The organism is Rossellomorea sp. LjRoot5, assembly GCF_964253455.1.
In the GTDB taxonomy this organism is placed as follows: Bacteria; Bacillota; Bacilli; order Bacillales; family Bacillaceae_B; genus Rossellomorea.
Genome location: NZ_CAXUQN020000001.1, coordinates 898,849 through 915,422 on the forward strand (window position 1 = coordinate 898,849; position 16,574 = coordinate 915,422).

Sequence of the window (16,574 nt, forward strand, 5' to 3'; positions counted from 1 at the left end):
GTTTACATTTTATTTTTGAAGAAAGTGTGCAGTTTTAACAGTTAACTCTAGCTTATAAATAGTTTTTGTTTCTACATATATTTTGCATATCTACAGGGTAAAATTTTAATGAAACGTAAGTAAGGAGGAGTCAACATGACAATCAAAAGAATTGCTTTGCTTTTCGTAACACTATCTATTCTTGTTCTGGGGGCTTGTTCTAGCAACAACGGGGAAAAGACAGAAAACAACGAAAACCAAAGTGATCAAGAGAAGATGGAAGAAAAAGAAGAGATGGATGATATGGACCATGGTGAAATGAATCATTCTGGTTCGGGTGAAGTTCCAGAAGGCTTGAAGGAGGCAGAAAACCCTAAATATGCAGTCGGAAGCAATGCCTTACTCGAAACGGATCATATGCCGGGGATGAAAGGTGCAGAGGCGACTATCCAAGGTGCTTATGACACTGTAGTATACACTGTTACTTATACGCCTACAAACGGTGGTGAAAAAGTTAAAAACCACAAGTGGGTCATCCATGAAGAATTGGAGAACCTCAGGGAAGAACCATATAAGCAGGCAGATGAAGTCGTATTAAATGCCAACCACATGGAAGGAATGGATGGTGCTAAAGCCGCAATTGATTCAGCTGAAGAAACAACCGTCTATATGGTCGATTACACCCCAACGGATGGCGGAGAAGAAGTGAAAAATCATAAATGGGTTACGGAAAGTGAGCTGTCATCCAAAGAACAATGATAAACGAAAAGAGCTCATCCGTACATTGTGGATATGCTCTTTTTTGTAAACTATTACGAAATTTAATTAAACATGGATAATTTCTAGTTTATAAAATACGGTAGTGGGTATAAGGATAATAAGGAGATGATTTTATGATGAACGGCGGAGGTATGGGCGGTGGCTTTTTTGGAAGCGGATTTCTCTTTATTATTCTCATCCTTGCCATCATTGGAGTATTCATTTGGATGATGAGGTCAAATCCAAAAGGAGATGCCAGTCCTCCAACTCAAAACATGAACAACCAAGCATTGAATCGATTAAAGGAGAGGCTGGCAAAAGGAGAAATTACTGAAGAGGAATACGATCGGCTTAAGAGAAAACTGGAACAATAGAGTTGAGAGGTTTCTGTTTCGTGTTCACTAACTGCGCCTTAAATGGCGCAGTCTTCGTTTACGATTTACTTGCAAAGATTCTGCATGAGAGATGGGTACCGTGGTAGTGATTCAAAAAATGTATTAAGGAGACTCAACGATGAACAGGAAAATAATAGGATCTATACTTATTACAATATTGGTGATCATGGGTGTTTTTTTGTATCTCAATTCTCCATGGAATAAAAGTGATATGACTTTACCAGAGGGAGTGAAAAGCGGCGAAAGGAGTATTTTAAAGGTCGGGGCACAAGAGCAAGGTGAACGAAATGTAAAGTCATTTGATTTAACCGCTCAAGAAAAAGAGTGGGAAATCAGTGAAGGAAAGATTGTAAACGCGTGGACCTATAACGGTACAGTTCCAGGAGAACCGCTTCGGGTTAAAGAAGGAGACTTTGTAAAAGTAAATTTAAAGAACGAACTCAACGTTCCGGTTACGATTCACTGGCATGGGGTCCTATTACCGAATAAAATGGACGGAATTCCCGGACTCACTCAGGATGCGGTGCAGCCTGGGGAAAGCTTTACATATGAATTTATAGCAAACGACGCAGGGACTTATTGGTATCACTCTCACCAACAAAGCTCAAAACAGGTGGATAAAGGCCTCTATGGTTCACTTGTTATTGAAGAAAAGGAAAAAGAATATGAAAAGGATGAGTTTTTCATTCTTGATGAATGGGCGGTAGATCAGGATAAACGGGATATGTCGAATATGGGGGGGATGATGCAGGGAGCTATGTCCGGTGACGGTGAAGCGGATACGAAACAAATGTACGACACGTTTACCGTGAACGGTAAATCAGGGGATGCCATCGAACCACTTAAGATGGAATCAGGTGAAAAAGCAAGGTTGAGGTTCGTTAATGCGGGTTATCAGGTGCATAAATTAGTCTTCCCGGAAGGTTCTATGCGTGTAATTGCCAATGATGCAGAAAAGGTTATATCAGAAAAAAACACTTCCAATGTACTAGAAATTGCACCTGGCGAGCGAATCGATGTGGAGTTTACGAAACGAACCCAGGAGACTGCTTTCATCGGTCAGGAACAGAACATAGAAAATGCGGAAGACATGGTGATCCCGGTGATATCAGAGAATAATAACCAAGCGTCGGATCAAGAGGTTGTGCTTGCATCCGGAAAGGATACAGCAAAAGGTATTTCATATGGAAGTGAAAAACTCCTATTCGAAGATACCCCTGATCCAGATGTAAATTACGACATGGATTTAAGCATGGGAATGAACATGGGAGAAGGAATGTCTTTCCAAATAAATGATAAAACATTCCCCGAGACCCCGCCTATTCAGGTAAAGGAAGGTGACATTGTAAAAGTGACACTGAGAAATACAGGAAGAATGAATCATCCTATGCACCTGCATGGTCACCGGTTCCAGGTAAATTCTAAAAACGGGGAAGAATTTGAAAATCCAATTGTGAAAGACTTAATTCACGTGAAACCCGGGGAAGAATATGTCATCTACTTCAAGGCGGATAACGCAGGAGAATGGCTGTTCCACTGCCACGATAACAACCATGCTGATATGGGAATGGTGACGATTGTGGATTATGAAGGGGTATATTCACCGTTTGAGTTAGGCGGTGAAAAAGATAACCAGCCAAACTAATATATCTATTTAGAACTGGGCTCAGAGTTGAATTTTAGTGTTTCGACGCTATGGAATTTCTCCAACTGTAAAAATTCACAATGAGAGTGTAGGGATAAACAAGGAAAAAGGAGAAACGTTAGGGAATAAAAAAACCCTTGAATATCAAGGGTTTTAGGTATATGGAGCATAGCAGGATCGAACCGCTGACCTTTTGGATGCGAGCGAAGTTATTAAATACGTTAAAATAAGTCAATTTAAGTCGTTTCAAGAAAAAAAATCACGAAAAAACCCCATTAAAAAATCAAATGTGTGCTTTGTGAATTTTTTTGGTAACGTGCGGGGTCAATTTTTAATTGCAAAATGCTCAATTGTTCTTATGACTTTTAGAATTAATTCTAGTAAGAGTTCGCTTTTATTAAGAAAATAAATGATTAATTCCTATATTCTTTTGAATACAGATTACTAAAGTCTTAGAAATCCTCCCGCATCAACAGAGTTAAAAACTACATTGATAAAAGAATTGATTCATTCATCAAAAATAATTAAAAATAACCTTTACAAGAATTGGGTTGCATGGTATGTTATATACAGAAGTTCCCAGCCGAGGAAATACATAATCTCTTTTAGGTATTGATTGCATTTTTTTAAATAATATGAGTTAATAAAAGTACAATCATTTTATCAAATAATAAAGTAATTTAATATACAAAAAAGTGGAAGGACCACAAATTAAACGATGGGTTTCGTACCTGCATCGGTTCATTTGTGGTCCTTTTTTTATTTATTTACATCATATATACAAAAATTTGGGTGATAATCATGAGTTTTAGCATACATACCGCAAAGCTAGATAGAACATTACTTAGAGACTTTCCAATGAAACAGTTAAACATTTCTCAAACCGCTTTAAACTTAATCTTTCACCTAACTCCTTTCGTGGATCGCGACGGACGTATTCACCTGGACAAAGAAGTTGTAAGGAGAAAGATGTATTGCGACAGACGCGAATTACATAAAGCTTTAAATGAGTTACGTGAAACTACATATCAAGGTAAGAAACTTATAACCTACGAAAATGGTTATTATGTTTCTCATTTCCACCTGCCTACAAATGGGGATGACTCTTACCTTAAGCATATCCCTTTTTACAATTCAGCTGATTTCCAAAACCTATCTAAAAATCAGACTCGTCTATTCCTATACATCGCTACAAACAATATAAGGAATCAATTTACACGTGTAGCCGTTGAAAACCTGTACAAAAATACACTGCATGACCGCGAATACGGACTAAATATTTACGATAGCTATAAAGATATGACAGAAGACCTATTCTTTCTTATCGATAATGGCTATATTTCAGTGCGCTTCCAAGGACATAAAAAACCAATCGACAATAATGCAACCCACTACAAGTCCGATTTCCATAGAACTTTCGGGTTTAAAAATAATAAAAAATCACGCACTAGCAAATATTTCAAACCAAAACACAATCTCGATCTGAAAGTGAATCATATTTTGTTCAATGAAGAAGCTATTAAGAATGAAGCTGGTAAGGCGGAACTTCGCTTATTGGCTGAACGTTACCATATGTGCCATGAAGATATGAAAGCAGAAACATTTAATTTCATCATAGGTAGAAAGAAATCATTGATAGAACAATTCGGCATTGCCGGACTTGAGATATACCGTACAGCCCTCCAGAAATACTTCAAAGAAAAAAATGAAAGTATAATTTATTACGACCTTGTTGGCAAAGCCGTAAACACCTTCACAGATTTCTATTTATTAGAAGAGATCAAGAAGGTTATTTTGAGTACTCTTGAAAATCAGTTAGGCGGATTTGTGAGCACTTCTTTGTCAAACCCAATAAAAAGCGCCCATATTCCTACACTTATTAAATACTTTATTGCCAACTCGTCTGATGAACATAAGGTTCTAATAGATCAAGACATCAAGAAAATTGATAATGCTTACGATTTACTCTCAGGTCTAGCTGCAGAGGAGCCATGGATATACTTAGCAGAATCCATTGAAACCACTTACGCAGTTCACGAAGCTAAGTTATACAAGATGTTGAGAGTAGAAGGTGTCAAAGCAGGCATCCATCAACCTTTCGAACTGCTAGAAGCAGTGAACACAAAAAAACTCATTGCATCTTTTGCTGCTAATGCTCAACTCTCTAAACATAAATACCTAGAGGAGGAAGCTAACCAACTCAAACAAGTGGTACGTTTCTTCAAAAAGAAACAAACACCTCTTGCTCAACGCATACAAGAAAGCAGTAAGGAACCAGACCCAAAACCAAAGAATCATTTTGCCATGTTTGAAGAATATATGAATTCGTAACAAGCCGTTGCCTTGCTTTTGAAAAATTTAAAGCTAACGGCTTATTCGTGTTTATCTTTAGAACATATTTAAGCACAGTCAAATAAAAATAGACATTGCATACAATAATACGAACCAGTTCCACCTCCCAATTGAGGAAAAACTGGTTTTTTTGTGTTCATTACTTCCATTATTTTTCAGATGAAAACAATTATCGTTTCTATAAAAGCCATTACTTCTACTCCTATACGACTTCCTATAGCATTAAAAGATTTTATTGAACTTCTCTAAGTCATAAAAAGCACAATTCCGATACTCGTGAAAAATTGCTGTAATCTAAAAAATTCAAAAAAACGTGAATTACATATATATCAATGGATCCAATCCTTCTAATACCGTCAATTGCATTTTCCTAATGTTTTTTGTAATAGGGTTTGTAATTAGGTTTGTTATGAGTATTGTTATTGAAGCTATTATCTGTTTTCTTTAAACCGTATTCCGATTTATCGTTAGTTCAAACATATTTGATAAGACCGGCTACATGAGAATACAGGTTTAAACATTTTACATCGACAAAGCTGAACCTGTTGCTTGGAAGATCCACTCTCAAGGGGGAGACCATGTAAAAGTTTTAACTCAATAGAAGAGGAAAGAGATTATCTGAAAGTGCAGGTAGACTATTTTAAAAAAGTCTAGAAAAGGAGGGGAAATCAGATTCATTTAGCGAGCTATTATAAGTAAAGAGCTAGAAAAGGGCAAAACGGGATTAGAAACACACATTACGAGTGTTTTATTTACAAGTATAGAACGGTGCTTTTTAATACTTAAAAATTAGTACGATTAATTTTTATTTTAAATTCTCGTTAAGCAAGGAGAAACAAAATATGCAAAACCAAGATCCAATTCAGCATTCATTATCTTTTGTTGAATCTGACCAATCAGACAATATAGATAATTTGTTTACCCAAAAAGATATGAGCCGTTTCGGAAAGGGGAGGGAAATGTGGGGTTATATCAACCATCAATATGCCTATTCAGTAGAATTTGATAGTAAGGAATTGATTTAGAAAGCTAAACATATACTTCTCTTTCTTCCTTATAGTGAGTGATAAAGGTGTCCATAAGCGTCAAAAGCTGCTATAGAAAAATGATGTTCTAGGGGGTAAGGTATATAAAGACCGGGCAGGTTAAGTTCTACGATCCATTACACCACCTGCCACTTGTTAATTAATTCGTTTTTATTGGGTAGTCTTGATTTTGGATCTTCAAGTTGGATTCGCAGAAAGTCTACCCACTGCTTTTTTTCTTCCTTTAGAAAATAACGTAAACCACCAGAAGTTTTATGTACTGGAAGGTGTGGATGCTTTTTTAAATTACTCTTTATAAAATCTACAGATACTCCCAAGTAGGCAGCCATGTGAGTTGTTGTGAATTGTTTTTTATAATTGAAAGTTTCTTCATAAGCAATACTATGCTTTCTTTCTCCATATATTTCCGCGCCATCATACAACCAATCACGAATCTTTATTGAATCACGGCTGCAAAATAACATCTTCATAAATGACTCAGATTTACAATCATTATGATCAATAGGGTACCAAACATGAGAGGGGGTTATATTTAGATGTTTTTTGATTTTTAAATATACTCCATACATAAGTTTTTCGTTACCACAAATTGCAAGAAACAACTGACTATTCCTATGAAACCAAGATCCGTCAGCATCTATTAATCCGAGAATTACAGTACTATCTAATGAATCTGGGATTAATGGATAATTCACTACTAATGACTTATTTGGAACACACCCCAAAGCTACTAGGTCATTAAATAGATATGGACTATGTATTCTTAATTCTTTATATTTATCTCTTACTATTTTTAGTTCATTGGTGTAGTTTAATAATTTGGAAATTTTTTCTACAATATCATGGTCTTTTTGCGATATTGATACTGTCTTTGTTGCATTTTTTTTTGATGGAAAGGTATTACCGTCTCCTAACATAACACCAAAAGGATAAGCGATTATTTTATTAATAATCCCGTATTTAAAAAAGAAGTGGTTGCAAATTTCTTTGTTACGAAAATTCTTTTGTTTACCTACAATGTCATATGTTCCAAGTGTTTCATCAGGCGCAAAGAATTCATATTCTTTGGTATTGAACCTAAAATTTGACTCATCGAACTCTTTTACTTGAGAATCTGCAAAACAGCTTTGACTACAGAATTGATTATAAATAGGTGAATTCCGTATCACTTTAACAAAGGTAGTATTACAATTCTTACAAATAAACTCCGCTTTTTCTGCAAGAGGTAATTTATAAGGGTGAACACCGTACTTTTTAAAATGTTTTCCGACAGTGCTGTTATTTTTCCCTGATCTCCTTGCGAATTCAGTAATAGTAAGTTTATTTTCTTGTAAATATCTTGATAATTCATTTGGCGTTTTTCCATACTTTTCTATGCATTCTAAAACTAAATGATTTTCCATATTGTGAAGCATTTCCAATATTCAACTGAATAATACATAAAATTGAATTCTCTAAAAATTATTAAAGAATTAAAAGGTGTAGTTATAAATCCATTTCCCCTGTCCTTGTTAATTCTACATTGATGTGATTAAATTAAATTAATTCCGCAAATTATTATTATTTACACTGGGAGCACCAGAAACATGCCTACTTTATTATACGGGCATGTTTTCAGGTGCTTTTGTTTTTTTTGAAGAAAAATTATACATATACTCAGAGCACACATTAGCCAACAAATTACTCTTTTTGGTTGGTGTACTAATAAGCCTTAAAAGCTAGGTGATGGGTGCAGTGTGTGTATGTCAGTTTTTAAGCTGGATAAACTAATACTTAGAGGTGATTAAAATGAAATCCAATGATTTTATGACTATTTATGCTGCATGTAATGAATGGGGAATCTCTGAAGGATTCTTCAGTGTCTTAAAAAGCCTTCCCAAGCACGAGGCATGGTTTACTGGAGATGCAACACAATATGGGCAGGATCTTGTTCTAAAGACAGCAATTCCAAATATTAAGGCTTTATATGAAAAAACTTGCGAGGAATTTAATAATTACACCAAAGACCCGAATTACCTGAACATCGGTGGGCTCATTAAAGGGGTGACTCAAACCAACTCAGAGATAAAGAACATGATTGATTCAAAGCAATACGATCATCTATTTGTTAAAGTATTACGCAGAAAAAAACTCGACCCGATCTTTGGTGCCTATATATATTTTTTTAAATACGACTTCCTAGAGCATTGTGAGAACTTAACAACTGGTTTTCTTGCTAAATTACTAAAAAAGAGAGGGATAGTAGTTTCTGATGTGACTATATTAAGTTATAAAAAAGAAGGACTATTATCAGTTAAAGAAAATCAATATGGGATAGATACGATGTCTTTAAATGAAGTTGAAAGCCTTGTTCTTGCTAAAAAGAAGGAAAAATATATGCATTCAAAAAATACAGCAAATGAGAACTCGAATTTTTCTGTGCTCAACAGTCAACAGCAGAAGATAATAGAAGAGTATCTATCTTTTAGAAAAAAGGGGGGAAGAATATCACACAACAACTATCGGGCAAAAAAACACATTGCAAATAAAGAAGAAACACTTGCCAAACTAAGAAGTGCCTTGGCCACATTCTTCTTTAGAATTATTTGTGCTCGGTGCAATATTGATCAAAAACCTAAGATGAGGTATGCCTTTCTTACACAAGATGAAAAGGAGAAATACGACTCAAATAAGTTCCATCCCACACAAATTAGTGAGGATGATGCATTTGCATTTATGACAGAATCTAAGACTACATCAGCCGTCCACGTATTCCAAACTATTAAGCCTTTTTATGCTTGGATACTACAACGTCTAAAAAACGATGCATTGACTCCTGATAAATGGTTTGAGTATGGGCAACTGGAGCTAAGAATAGAGTCCTTCTTAAATCAGTTTCCAACAAACTATAGTGAACTAGCGTCTGGAGAGACCATTAATAAAGTTAATAAGTCTTTCTTAAATAGAGAAGAGATGATTATTGTGAGGGAAAAACTACTTAATGATCCTGGCTCTCATGACCCTTATAGAAATGCAACTATCTGGGAGTTATGCTGTGTTACAGGGACTAGACCGTACGAAGTAAGAAAACTCAAAATTGAATATTTCTTATTAGACAAGGAAGGATATATAAAATTAAATAGTCGGGGGTGGGGAGAACTTCACATCCCTCGTGAAGCTTCAAAACATGAAAATTCTCCATCTCACCCCGTACTAGGTACGGTAATTCCAGCAGGTACTGTAAAACGGGTAAATGAATACTTGAAACGATTGTATAAAAAACAAAAGAATGAGCCCAGGGGGAAGGGATTTTTATTCAGACCTGAAGATCTATTTCCAGAAAAGGGATACAAGTCGGCAATTATGACAGATGTGATGACGAGGTTGAAAACGCAATTGGATTTTCTATCGTATGAGCAGAGAAGAGATTTTGAGTTAAAAGCATCAAGGCGGAGCATGAATAATCTAATTGAGGGCTTTGGCGTAAGGTTACCTATTGAAAGATTAAACGGTAGGATTCAAAAAGTGGCTGCGGATATACAAATGCGGCATAAAATTTCTGGAGATATTGGAGAAATGCATTATACTGCACCCATATCAGATGATGATTTTTATACTGTTTTAAATCACACGATTAACTTTCCATGGAACCGAAAAGAATTGATTATGTGGGAAAAGGAATTGAACCTGCATTCTTCAAAGGATTTTGAAATAAAAAGTGAAGAGAAGGAAAGTAAAAAGAGCAGTCAGGAAAGAAAGGAATATGAGTTAAATGAGATTAATTCAAAACGTCTAGATGAAATTAATCTGCAATTAAATAAACTAAGGAAGCGGCCCAAGGGGTTAACCATAGAAGAATGGTTTGAGATGAAAGAGAGCTTGGAAAAAGAAAAAATGTACATTAATTAGCTCAATAAGGGGGAAGCTAATGAAAGATCAAAATCTAGAAATATTTTCAAAGTACTCTTCTTGGGAGGAGTTTGAAGGTTATATCCATGAATATGGCTTTGAAGGGAGCATCCCTCATGTTTTTGAAAAAATCCGGGATAACGACCTTCTTACGCCTTCTGATATATCTTATATAACAGGATATTCAGAGGAAACGGTTCGAAGATGGTGCCGTTCTTGGAAACTGAAAACTACAACTGGTCGTGCACCTTATCATGTGGTAGGAAGTGACTTAAAGAATTTCTTGTATTATTGGACAAGGAAAGAGTTGATACAAAACTATAAATAATGTAATAAGATGTCTACTATAGAGGTGCAGAATGGAAAACGTACTGGGTTTCCCAACGAACCTAACAGTACGTTTTTTATTGTCAAGACATATATGTAAACTAGTTATTAAATCTTTCTTTTTCTTTATTAAGCTAAGGGGGCGTTAATTAAATTACGTTAAGGAACGTGTGAATATGCCGTTCATAAAAATATCTTTTTAATAAAGATAAAGTAGATAGCTTTAAAAAACTAAGTATATTTCCAATCCTGGAAGGGAAGAGTTTTTATGGGATTATTTTAAAGTTCCTCCAGTATACTATTCAGAACGGAGTGCTTGTAATGAAGTGGGAAAATAGGCCATCAATTAGTGAATCGCATCCATTTAAAGAGGAATATGACCGTCTGTTAGATTTAGATAGGGATGAATTATTAATGGAAATTAAAAGTCATATAGACGACTACTTTGAAATGAAATCAAAGAGAGAACAACTTGGGAAACTTAATGTAAATGATCTCCTTACTGAGCAGTGGCATAAAAACTCAATTGAGACGTTCTACTGGAAGTTTATAAACAAAGATACCAAAGTAAAAGATTTATAAAGACATTTCAATTGGACTCTATTTTTTATTCATCCCAGATGATTTCCATATTTTTAAAGTGTCTTTATAATCAATAGTATTTATTCCAGTATCTTTTGATTAATTTCTCCAACTGTCAAAGCTAAATCAGTCCTTACTTTCGGTGAATTTTGTTTTTTTACGTAGATAGACTTTTATCAAATCGTCAGGGATGACTTCTAAACTTTTATGGATTCCCAGGTTATACATGATCAATATTAAAGCTCGTTGTAATTCTTCATCTGTGTATAGCATCTTACCCTCTCGCGGCATTTCCCATTTTGGTGGCAAATACGACTCCATGTCATCATATGTAATTGCTTGAGGTTCTAATTTCAATGTTAACTTTTCCATAATAATCTCCTTTGATTTAAAGAAATTTGCTAATTCTGAATCACTAAGCACAATCTGTTCCACAATTTGAAAAAGGGCTGGATTTTCAACACCATCTTCTAATTTGACTACTAATTCTTCCACTTTTTTCTTGAATTCATCGCTACACATTTTATCACCTCCTGCTATTGGAAATAATTTTTTTAACACTTCAATATGAACCTCAAACAAATAGAAATTCTCCGTTGCAGACATTCCCGGTTTCTTCGTAACAGCATTTCAAAAAATTTCTCAATACCTATAAGCAAGGCTTTTTCATACCCTTCCATGCACACTTAATTGAGTATTAATGTTGGATGAGTATTAATCCCTAAGCTCCTGAGAACGCACATTTTAATTTGCTTTGTGGTACAAATAGCATAACCTTGCTACAGCCATTATTTTTGAGATTAAAGGGGAACATACTTCTAGAAAATCTCCTCACTAATATTTTATTATTCGTTTTTAAGTACTCTTCCGTGTTTCTTATCTTTGTAACGCAATATGAAAGTATTTCTTTATTTTAGAAGCATTTTTTCTTATTCGGTTCTGATAACGCTTGTTTTATTCATCATAATCTTGCCCTTTATAAATAACTACGAACCATTTACAGCAGTACTAACTTCATCCATCTAATTACATCTAGTCTTATTTGTTTTATTATAATAAGTAAATCGCAACTAATAAAGCACCTATCAAAATAAGTATGTCGAGGCTTTAATCTACCAAGATAGTGACTGAGGAATCGTTTTATATCTAGTTTTATTTCTAGTCAAAAAAACTAAAGGAAGTGAATTTATCCTAATGCGCCAATTTCATTTTATTGACAAGATTATTAATGCTGCAGACAGCATAGAGACATATATACAAGGACTGTCGATTGAAGAGTTCAAAAAGTCGAGGTTAATTATTGATGCAGTAATTTGGAATCTAGAACTAATTGGAGAAACAGCAAAAAACATTCCTATTAAAGAGAAGGAAGATAATCCCCATATTCCTTGGGAAAAGATAATTGGCTTTCGTTATACTCTAATAAATGAATACGACAATCTAGATTTATCAGAAATATGGGAAATAGCAACAGTAGATACAATTACACTAAGAGCCAAATGTGCTGAAATAAAAAGTAAATAGGCTAATCTAAAAAAGTGGGTGATTAGGGAACTAATTATCCACTTTTTTACATGTCGAGTAGGTATTTTTAAACATAATGTCGAAGTATGTATTATCAGGTTTTTTTGGGGGAGTGTTGCTGTGTTAGAAGTAACCAAAGAAGAAATTCTTCATTTTATATATATGAAAAAATCAGAAAAATCGGATTAAGGAAAAGATACTATAATATCCTACATAACAAAGAATCAGAAGAGTATAAGAGGTTTATAAGTGTTTATCTAAATCATAAAAGTATGTTAACCGAGAGAGAACAGATAGTATTAGATTCTGTTTATGGTGTAAAAGGAAAACCCTTAAAACTAAGGGAAGTCGCGGAGATCATTGAGGTTACTCCTGAAAGGGTAAGACAATTAGTTTACAAGAGTGAAAGGAAATTGGTGGATTTCCTACGTCAAATATACAAGGTTAATTTCTTCATGAATTGAGGTAGTTCTTATAACATCGATTATAAGTACTGATTATTTTAGGTGTGTGGCATGATTTGCGGTTCCAGAGGAGAGGAGCAACCAATAGACTGCTATTCTTTAATTGAAATTAAAGATAGCATTTAACTATTAACAAGGTAAAGGAGCTTTAATTTGAAGATATCAAATATTAAGGTCAATAATTACCGAAACTTAAGAGCAGTTGACCTAGATACAAATAAAATTGTAGTTTTTATTGGAGATAATAATTGCGGTAAGAGTAATCTACTTAGAGCAATAACACTTCCTTTTATGAATCAAGAAATAGGAGCGGTTAATAAAAATCTCGGATGGCAAGACATTAATAGTGCCGCTAAGCAAGAATATTATTCTTTCATAGAAGGAAACTTAGAAAAAATTAAAAATAGTACATGCGACATAGATCAATTTATTGACCATATACCTTTTGTAAATGTTGAAGTAACACTTACTCCCCAAAAAGTGGCAGAAGAATATTATGTTAGAAATTGGACTACTAATTTAGATAATGACACACCCTTATTCACTATAAGGTATGAATATAAGGTTGAGGACCCTCAAGATTTACTTCGCCACATCTCAGACATATTACAAGATGTTGATTCGATAGATGATTTAAAGATGAATTTACTTCCAATCGAGTTTTATAAGTACCAAACAATCATACCCTCGACCAATGAAAAGGTTTCCTATACAGACCTGGCTTACTTCAAATATAATGCACTAGCTGCTGAAAGAGATGATTTTTCAAATAAATCTTCTCAGTTAGGCTCTAAATCACTAGTATCTCTCTTGCATAATAAGATGAATACAGATGATAAAAAGAAAGTGGAACAATCATATGAAACATTCTTCAATGACTTAAAAAACATTAGTAGCTTAGAAGAGGTATTTAATTGGCAGGAATCATCGGACTTAGAAAATGCTAAAGATTTTTTTGGAAAGATTACTTTGCTACCTAATGTTCCTACAATGAACTCTTTACTAAACAATGTGCGTTTAGGCTATGGTGATGAATCCTTAAATTCACAAGGTTTAGGATATAGAAACCTAATCTACTTATTCGTCATGTTGAATTCGTTAAGCATAGAAAGTGATGTAGCTTTAAACATATTAACAATAGAAGAACCTGAAGCTCATTTAAGTGTAAGCAATGAACACCTTTTAGCTAGTTTTATAAATTCGACGATGAATAGGAACAACCAACTACAACTTTTTATTTCAACACATAGCGCGGAGTTTCTTGATAAGCTCGATTTAAAGAATGTAGCAATATTAGCTGAAGGAAGCACTTATGCTCTAAAGAAAGAACTTGAAGGTGACCAATTGGATTACTTAGCCAAAAAACCTAACTTAGACTTTCTAAAGTTTCTATACTCAAGGAATTGCATCTTAGTAGAAGGTCCAACCGAGGAAATGCTTATCAAATCTTACCTAAGTACACAAAATGAACAATTGAATGATATTGAAGTAATCTCTTTACATAAGGGCTTTAGAGATATGCTTGATATATGGCTTAAAGTGAATCAAAATACAAGCCATAAAATAGGCATAATTAGAGATTTTGACAATCAAAGGAAGGCTCAAGAAGATCATGAGGCTTATAATCATTATCCGAATATTTATGTAACAACTACACAAGAGTATACCCTGGAACCTGAATTTGTTAACACTAGTACTAATTTTGAAAAGCTGAAAACATACTTTTCTACCAAGCATGGCTGGGAAGGTATTGATACTAAAGAAAACCTTTCAGATAAGTGGAGGGGAGCTAAGACGGATACAATGTTACACTTTTGTCGAGACATAGGAACTGAAGAATTAAAAGATGTGGTAATGCCCAACCACATTAGAGAGGTCATTCACTTTTTAATTACGGGAGAAAAAACATGTATATTGTAGTGGCTGGAGCTGGAGCCGGTAAAACAACCTCAATGGCTGAACTCGTAATATCAAGACTTAAAGAGATTACTGATAATAAAATAATATACGTTATCACTTATACAAACGCTGCAAGAGATAGAATAAAAGAAAAAGTTATAGAAAACGAAGGACGCATTCCTAAACAATTAAAAATTGAAACTATACATTCTTTTTTGTTAAAAGAAGTAATTTATCCTTTTAATCACTTAGTTTATGGGGATCTTTATAAATCTGCTTCGCAGATACCCCTTCATCCTAAACCGGCCTTTAAAGCAATTAAGAAAAAGGAGTTAAGAAGGGAACATATATTACACGTAGAAGATGTAACGAAGACAGCCAAACATCTTCTTTGTGGTAAAAACAAGGATACTGCGAAGATAAAACACAGGCGTAATAATGCCTTGAAAATGTTGTCTAGATACTTAGATTCCATATATGTGGACGAAGCACAAGATATGGATAAAGATTTTTTAGAGGTATTAACAATGCTTGCGAATTATAATATCAACGTTAATTTGATAGGTGACCCTAAACAAGACCTTAGAAATAGAGGAGCTTTTCGAGATATTATTGCAGGTGATTTATCGGTTGACTATAAGTCAGAGAACCACCGCTGCCCTAGTTTACACGTAGATTTTTCAAATAGCTTCATATCAAAGTCAGAGCATCAGACTTCAACAAAAGAAGAGGGAACATTACGATACTTATTGGAATCAAACTCCACAATTCAAGAAGATATTAAATGTGCAAAGTACGATTTAGCATATATTTACCAGAGGAATGCCCGCTTTAAGACTCATAGAGAAGATGTAACAAAAACAGAGAAGCAATTATCATACGAATTAACTGTAATAGCTCGTAAGGCATCTTCTGTAAAACAGAATAATTTAAATCAAGTTGTTTATGTGCTTAAAAAAAAGACTGTTAAATCTATCAAACGAGGAATTCCTACTTATAAAATCTTTTCTGGACTTGAAAAAGAACTTACATTAAGTCTAGATAAATATGACAAAGGTAAGATTGGTTCTGCTGTAAATGCATATCATAGTGCATTATCAAGTGAACCAGGTATATTAGTAGGTTCCATTGATGCTATTAAAGGATTAGAAGGCTATAATTGTTTGTTTATAATTTCCACTCAACTTGCTCCTTATTTATTTAAAGAAGTAGATGATTACAATAAAATGAGGAACTATTTATATGTAGCACTTACTCGTTCTAAACGTGACTTAACTATGTTGCTTACAACCGAGGTGGAAAAAAAGTATGGCCATAAATACATTCATGAACAACTTAATAAGTTAGGTATAGCAGAGTTAAAGACCTAAATTTGGTACTTTAACTGTTAAGAAACTGAGGTTGTTGAGATCGTTGCTAAAGTGAAATTGGTACAATGGTTATCTCGCTTTCAATTGGGTATTAAGTTGGTTATACAAGAAAAAGACAACAGGAGAATTGCTAAACAGTATAAATATACTTGTTATGAATTATATTTAAACGCGATCACTTTGAAAGTGATTGTTTTTTCGTATTTGACTCATATTGTGCAAAAGTCCCGTTAAAATTACTTTGTGAAAATATTTACTTTAGCTAGATGGTAACACGATAATAAGAATTTATAATGTAGAAAGAAAGGACTTTAATAGTTTTAAAAGTAAGTACAATTAACTAT

The 16,574-nt window shown here is 34.2% G+C and carries 14 protein-coding genes; 12 read left to right on the forward strand and 2 right to left on the reverse strand.

What is annotated here, in order from left to right; translation table 11 throughout:
- Window positions 1-135 precede the first annotated feature (135 nt).
- The 5 genes from ACSQ2E_RS04495 to ACSQ2E_RS04515 all read left to right on the forward strand — a co-directional run bounded on the left by ACSQ2E_RS04495 (window position 136) and on the right by ACSQ2E_RS04515 (window position 6,155).
- Window positions 136-738 carry a YdhK family protein gene (locus ACSQ2E_RS04495; RefSeq protein WP_159362672.1) on the forward strand — a complete coding sequence of 201 codons (603 nt, stop codon included), beginning with the start codon at window positions 136-138 and terminating at the stop codon, window positions 736-738.
- 134 nt (window positions 739-872) lie between these two features.
- Window positions 873-1,112, forward strand: coding sequence for an SHOCT domain-containing protein (locus tag ACSQ2E_RS04500; RefSeq protein ID WP_159362671.1), 240 nt, complete (start codon window positions 873-875; stop codon window positions 1,110-1,112).
- A 139-nt stretch (window positions 1,113-1,251) separates the two neighbouring features.
- Window positions 1,252-2,778, forward strand: coding sequence for a multicopper oxidase family protein (locus ACSQ2E_RS04505; protein WP_159362670.1), 1,527 nt, complete (start codon window positions 1,252-1,254; stop codon window positions 2,776-2,778).
- 858 nt (window positions 2,779-3,636) lie between these two features.
- Window positions 3,637-5,109 carry a hypothetical protein gene (locus tag ACSQ2E_RS04510; RefSeq protein WP_159362669.1) on the forward strand — a complete coding sequence of 491 codons (1,473 nt, stop codon included), beginning with the start codon at window positions 3,637-3,639 and terminating at the stop codon, window positions 5,107-5,109.
- Between the two features lie 863 nt (window positions 5,110-5,972).
- Window positions 5,973-6,155 carry a hypothetical protein gene (locus tag ACSQ2E_RS04515; RefSeq protein ID WP_159362668.1) on the forward strand — a complete coding sequence of 61 codons (183 nt, stop codon included), beginning with the start codon at window positions 5,973-5,975 and terminating at the stop codon, window positions 6,153-6,155.
- A gap of 137 nt (window positions 6,156-6,292) precedes the next feature.
- Here the strand turns inward: ACSQ2E_RS04515 and ACSQ2E_RS04520 are convergent, their stop codons facing one another.
- Window positions 6,293-7,579: a hypothetical protein gene (locus ACSQ2E_RS04520; RefSeq protein WP_159362667.1), complete on the reverse strand. Its 1,287-nt coding sequence runs from the start codon at window positions 7,577-7,579 to the stop codon at window positions 6,293-6,295.
- Between the two features lie 385 nt (window positions 7,580-7,964).
- On the opposite strand from ACSQ2E_RS04520, the gene ACSQ2E_RS04525 reads away from it, so the two are divergent.
- From ACSQ2E_RS04525 to ACSQ2E_RS04535, 3 genes are all read left to right on the forward strand, one after another.
- Window positions 7,965-10,064 (forward strand): hypothetical protein, encoded by a 2,100-nt coding sequence (locus ACSQ2E_RS04525; protein ID WP_397554282.1) that lies wholly within the window; start codon window positions 7,965-7,967, stop codon window positions 10,062-10,064.
- 19 nt (window positions 10,065-10,083) lie between these two features.
- The gene (locus ACSQ2E_RS04530) at window positions 10,084-10,392 is read left to right on the forward strand and encodes a helix-turn-helix domain-containing protein (RefSeq protein WP_159362665.1); all 309 of its coding nucleotides are present in this window, start codon (window positions 10,084-10,086) and stop codon (window positions 10,390-10,392) included.
- A gap of 320 nt (window positions 10,393-10,712) precedes the next feature.
- The gene (locus ACSQ2E_RS04535) at window positions 10,713-10,973 is read left to right on the forward strand and encodes a hypothetical protein (RefSeq protein WP_159362664.1); all 261 of its coding nucleotides are present in this window, start codon (window positions 10,713-10,715) and stop codon (window positions 10,971-10,973) included.
- Between the two features lie 126 nt (window positions 10,974-11,099).
- Here ACSQ2E_RS04535 and ACSQ2E_RS04540 read toward each other — a convergent pair whose 3' ends face one another.
- A complete protein-coding gene (locus tag ACSQ2E_RS04540) occupies window positions 11,100-11,579 on the reverse strand; it encodes a hypothetical protein (protein WP_159362663.1) in 480 nt (159 codons plus the stop codon).
- A 588-nt stretch (window positions 11,580-12,167) separates the two neighbouring features.
- On the opposite strand from ACSQ2E_RS04540, the gene ACSQ2E_RS04545 reads away from it, so the two are divergent.
- The 4 genes from ACSQ2E_RS04545 (at window position 12,168) to ACSQ2E_RS04560 (ending at window position 16,230) form a co-directional block, all read left to right on the forward strand.
- Complete coding sequence (locus ACSQ2E_RS04545) at window positions 12,168-12,497, forward strand: HepT-like ribonuclease domain-containing protein (protein WP_159362662.1); 330 nt, start codon at window positions 12,168-12,170, stop codon at window positions 12,495-12,497.
- Window positions 12,498-12,769: 272 nt separating this feature from the next.
- Window positions 12,770-12,961 carry a sigma factor-like helix-turn-helix DNA-binding protein gene (locus ACSQ2E_RS04550; protein ID WP_397554287.1) on the forward strand — a complete coding sequence of 64 codons (192 nt, stop codon included), beginning with the start codon at window positions 12,770-12,772 and terminating at the stop codon, window positions 12,959-12,961.
- Window positions 12,962-13,114: 153 nt separating this feature from the next.
- Window positions 13,115-14,881: an ATP-dependent nuclease gene (locus ACSQ2E_RS04555; RefSeq protein ID WP_159362660.1), complete on the forward strand. Its 1,767-nt coding sequence runs from the start codon at window positions 13,115-13,117 to the stop codon at window positions 14,879-14,881.
- On the forward strand, window positions 14,869-16,230 hold the full coding sequence (locus tag ACSQ2E_RS04560; RefSeq protein ID WP_159362659.1) for a UvrD-helicase domain-containing protein: 1,362 nt from the start codon (window positions 14,869-14,871) through the stop codon (window positions 16,228-16,230). Before ACSQ2E_RS04555 ends, ACSQ2E_RS04560 begins: the two co-directional genes overlap by 13 nt.
- The last annotated feature ends 344 nt before the right edge of the window (window positions 16,231-16,574 follow it).

Coding starts and splice junctions, on each gene's coding strand:
- ACSQ2E_RS04495 (WP_159362672.1), top strand. CDS start 136: ATGACAATCAAAAGAATTGCTTTGCTTTTCGTAACACTATCTATTCTT.
- ACSQ2E_RS04500 (WP_159362671.1), top strand. CDS start 873: ATGATGAACGGCGGAGGTATGGGCGGTGGCTTTTTTGGAAGCGGATTT.
- ACSQ2E_RS04505 (WP_159362670.1), top strand. CDS start 1,252: ATGAACAGGAAAATAATAGGATCTATACTTATTACAATATTGGTGATC.
- ACSQ2E_RS04510 (WP_159362669.1), top strand. CDS start 3,637: ATGAAACAGTTAAACATTTCTCAAACCGCTTTAAACTTAATCTTTCAC.
- ACSQ2E_RS04515 (WP_159362668.1), top strand. CDS start 5,973: ATGCAAAACCAAGATCCAATTCAGCATTCATTATCTTTTGTTGAATCT.
- ACSQ2E_RS04520 (WP_159362667.1), bottom strand. CDS start 7,579: ATGGAAAATCATTTAGTTTTAGAATGCATAGAAAAGTATGGAAAAACG.
- ACSQ2E_RS04525 (WP_397554282.1), top strand. CDS start 7,965: ATGAAATCCAATGATTTTATGACTATTTATGCTGCATGTAATGAATGG.
- ACSQ2E_RS04530 (WP_159362665.1), top strand. CDS start 10,084: ATGAAAGATCAAAATCTAGAAATATTTTCAAAGTACTCTTCTTGGGAG.
- ACSQ2E_RS04535 (WP_159362664.1), top strand. CDS start 10,713: ATGAAGTGGGAAAATAGGCCATCAATTAGTGAATCGCATCCATTTAAA.
- ACSQ2E_RS04540 (WP_159362663.1), bottom strand. CDS start 11,579: ATGTCTGCAACGGAGAATTTCTATTTGTTTGAGGTTCATATTGAAGTG.
- ACSQ2E_RS04545 (WP_159362662.1), top strand. CDS start 12,168: ATGCGCCAATTTCATTTTATTGACAAGATTATTAATGCTGCAGACAGC.
- ACSQ2E_RS04550 (WP_397554287.1), top strand. CDS start 12,770: ATGTTAACCGAGAGAGAACAGATAGTATTAGATTCTGTTTATGGTGTA.
- ACSQ2E_RS04560 (WP_159362659.1), top strand. CDS start 14,869: ATGTATATTGTAGTGGCTGGAGCTGGAGCCGGTAAAACAACCTCAATG.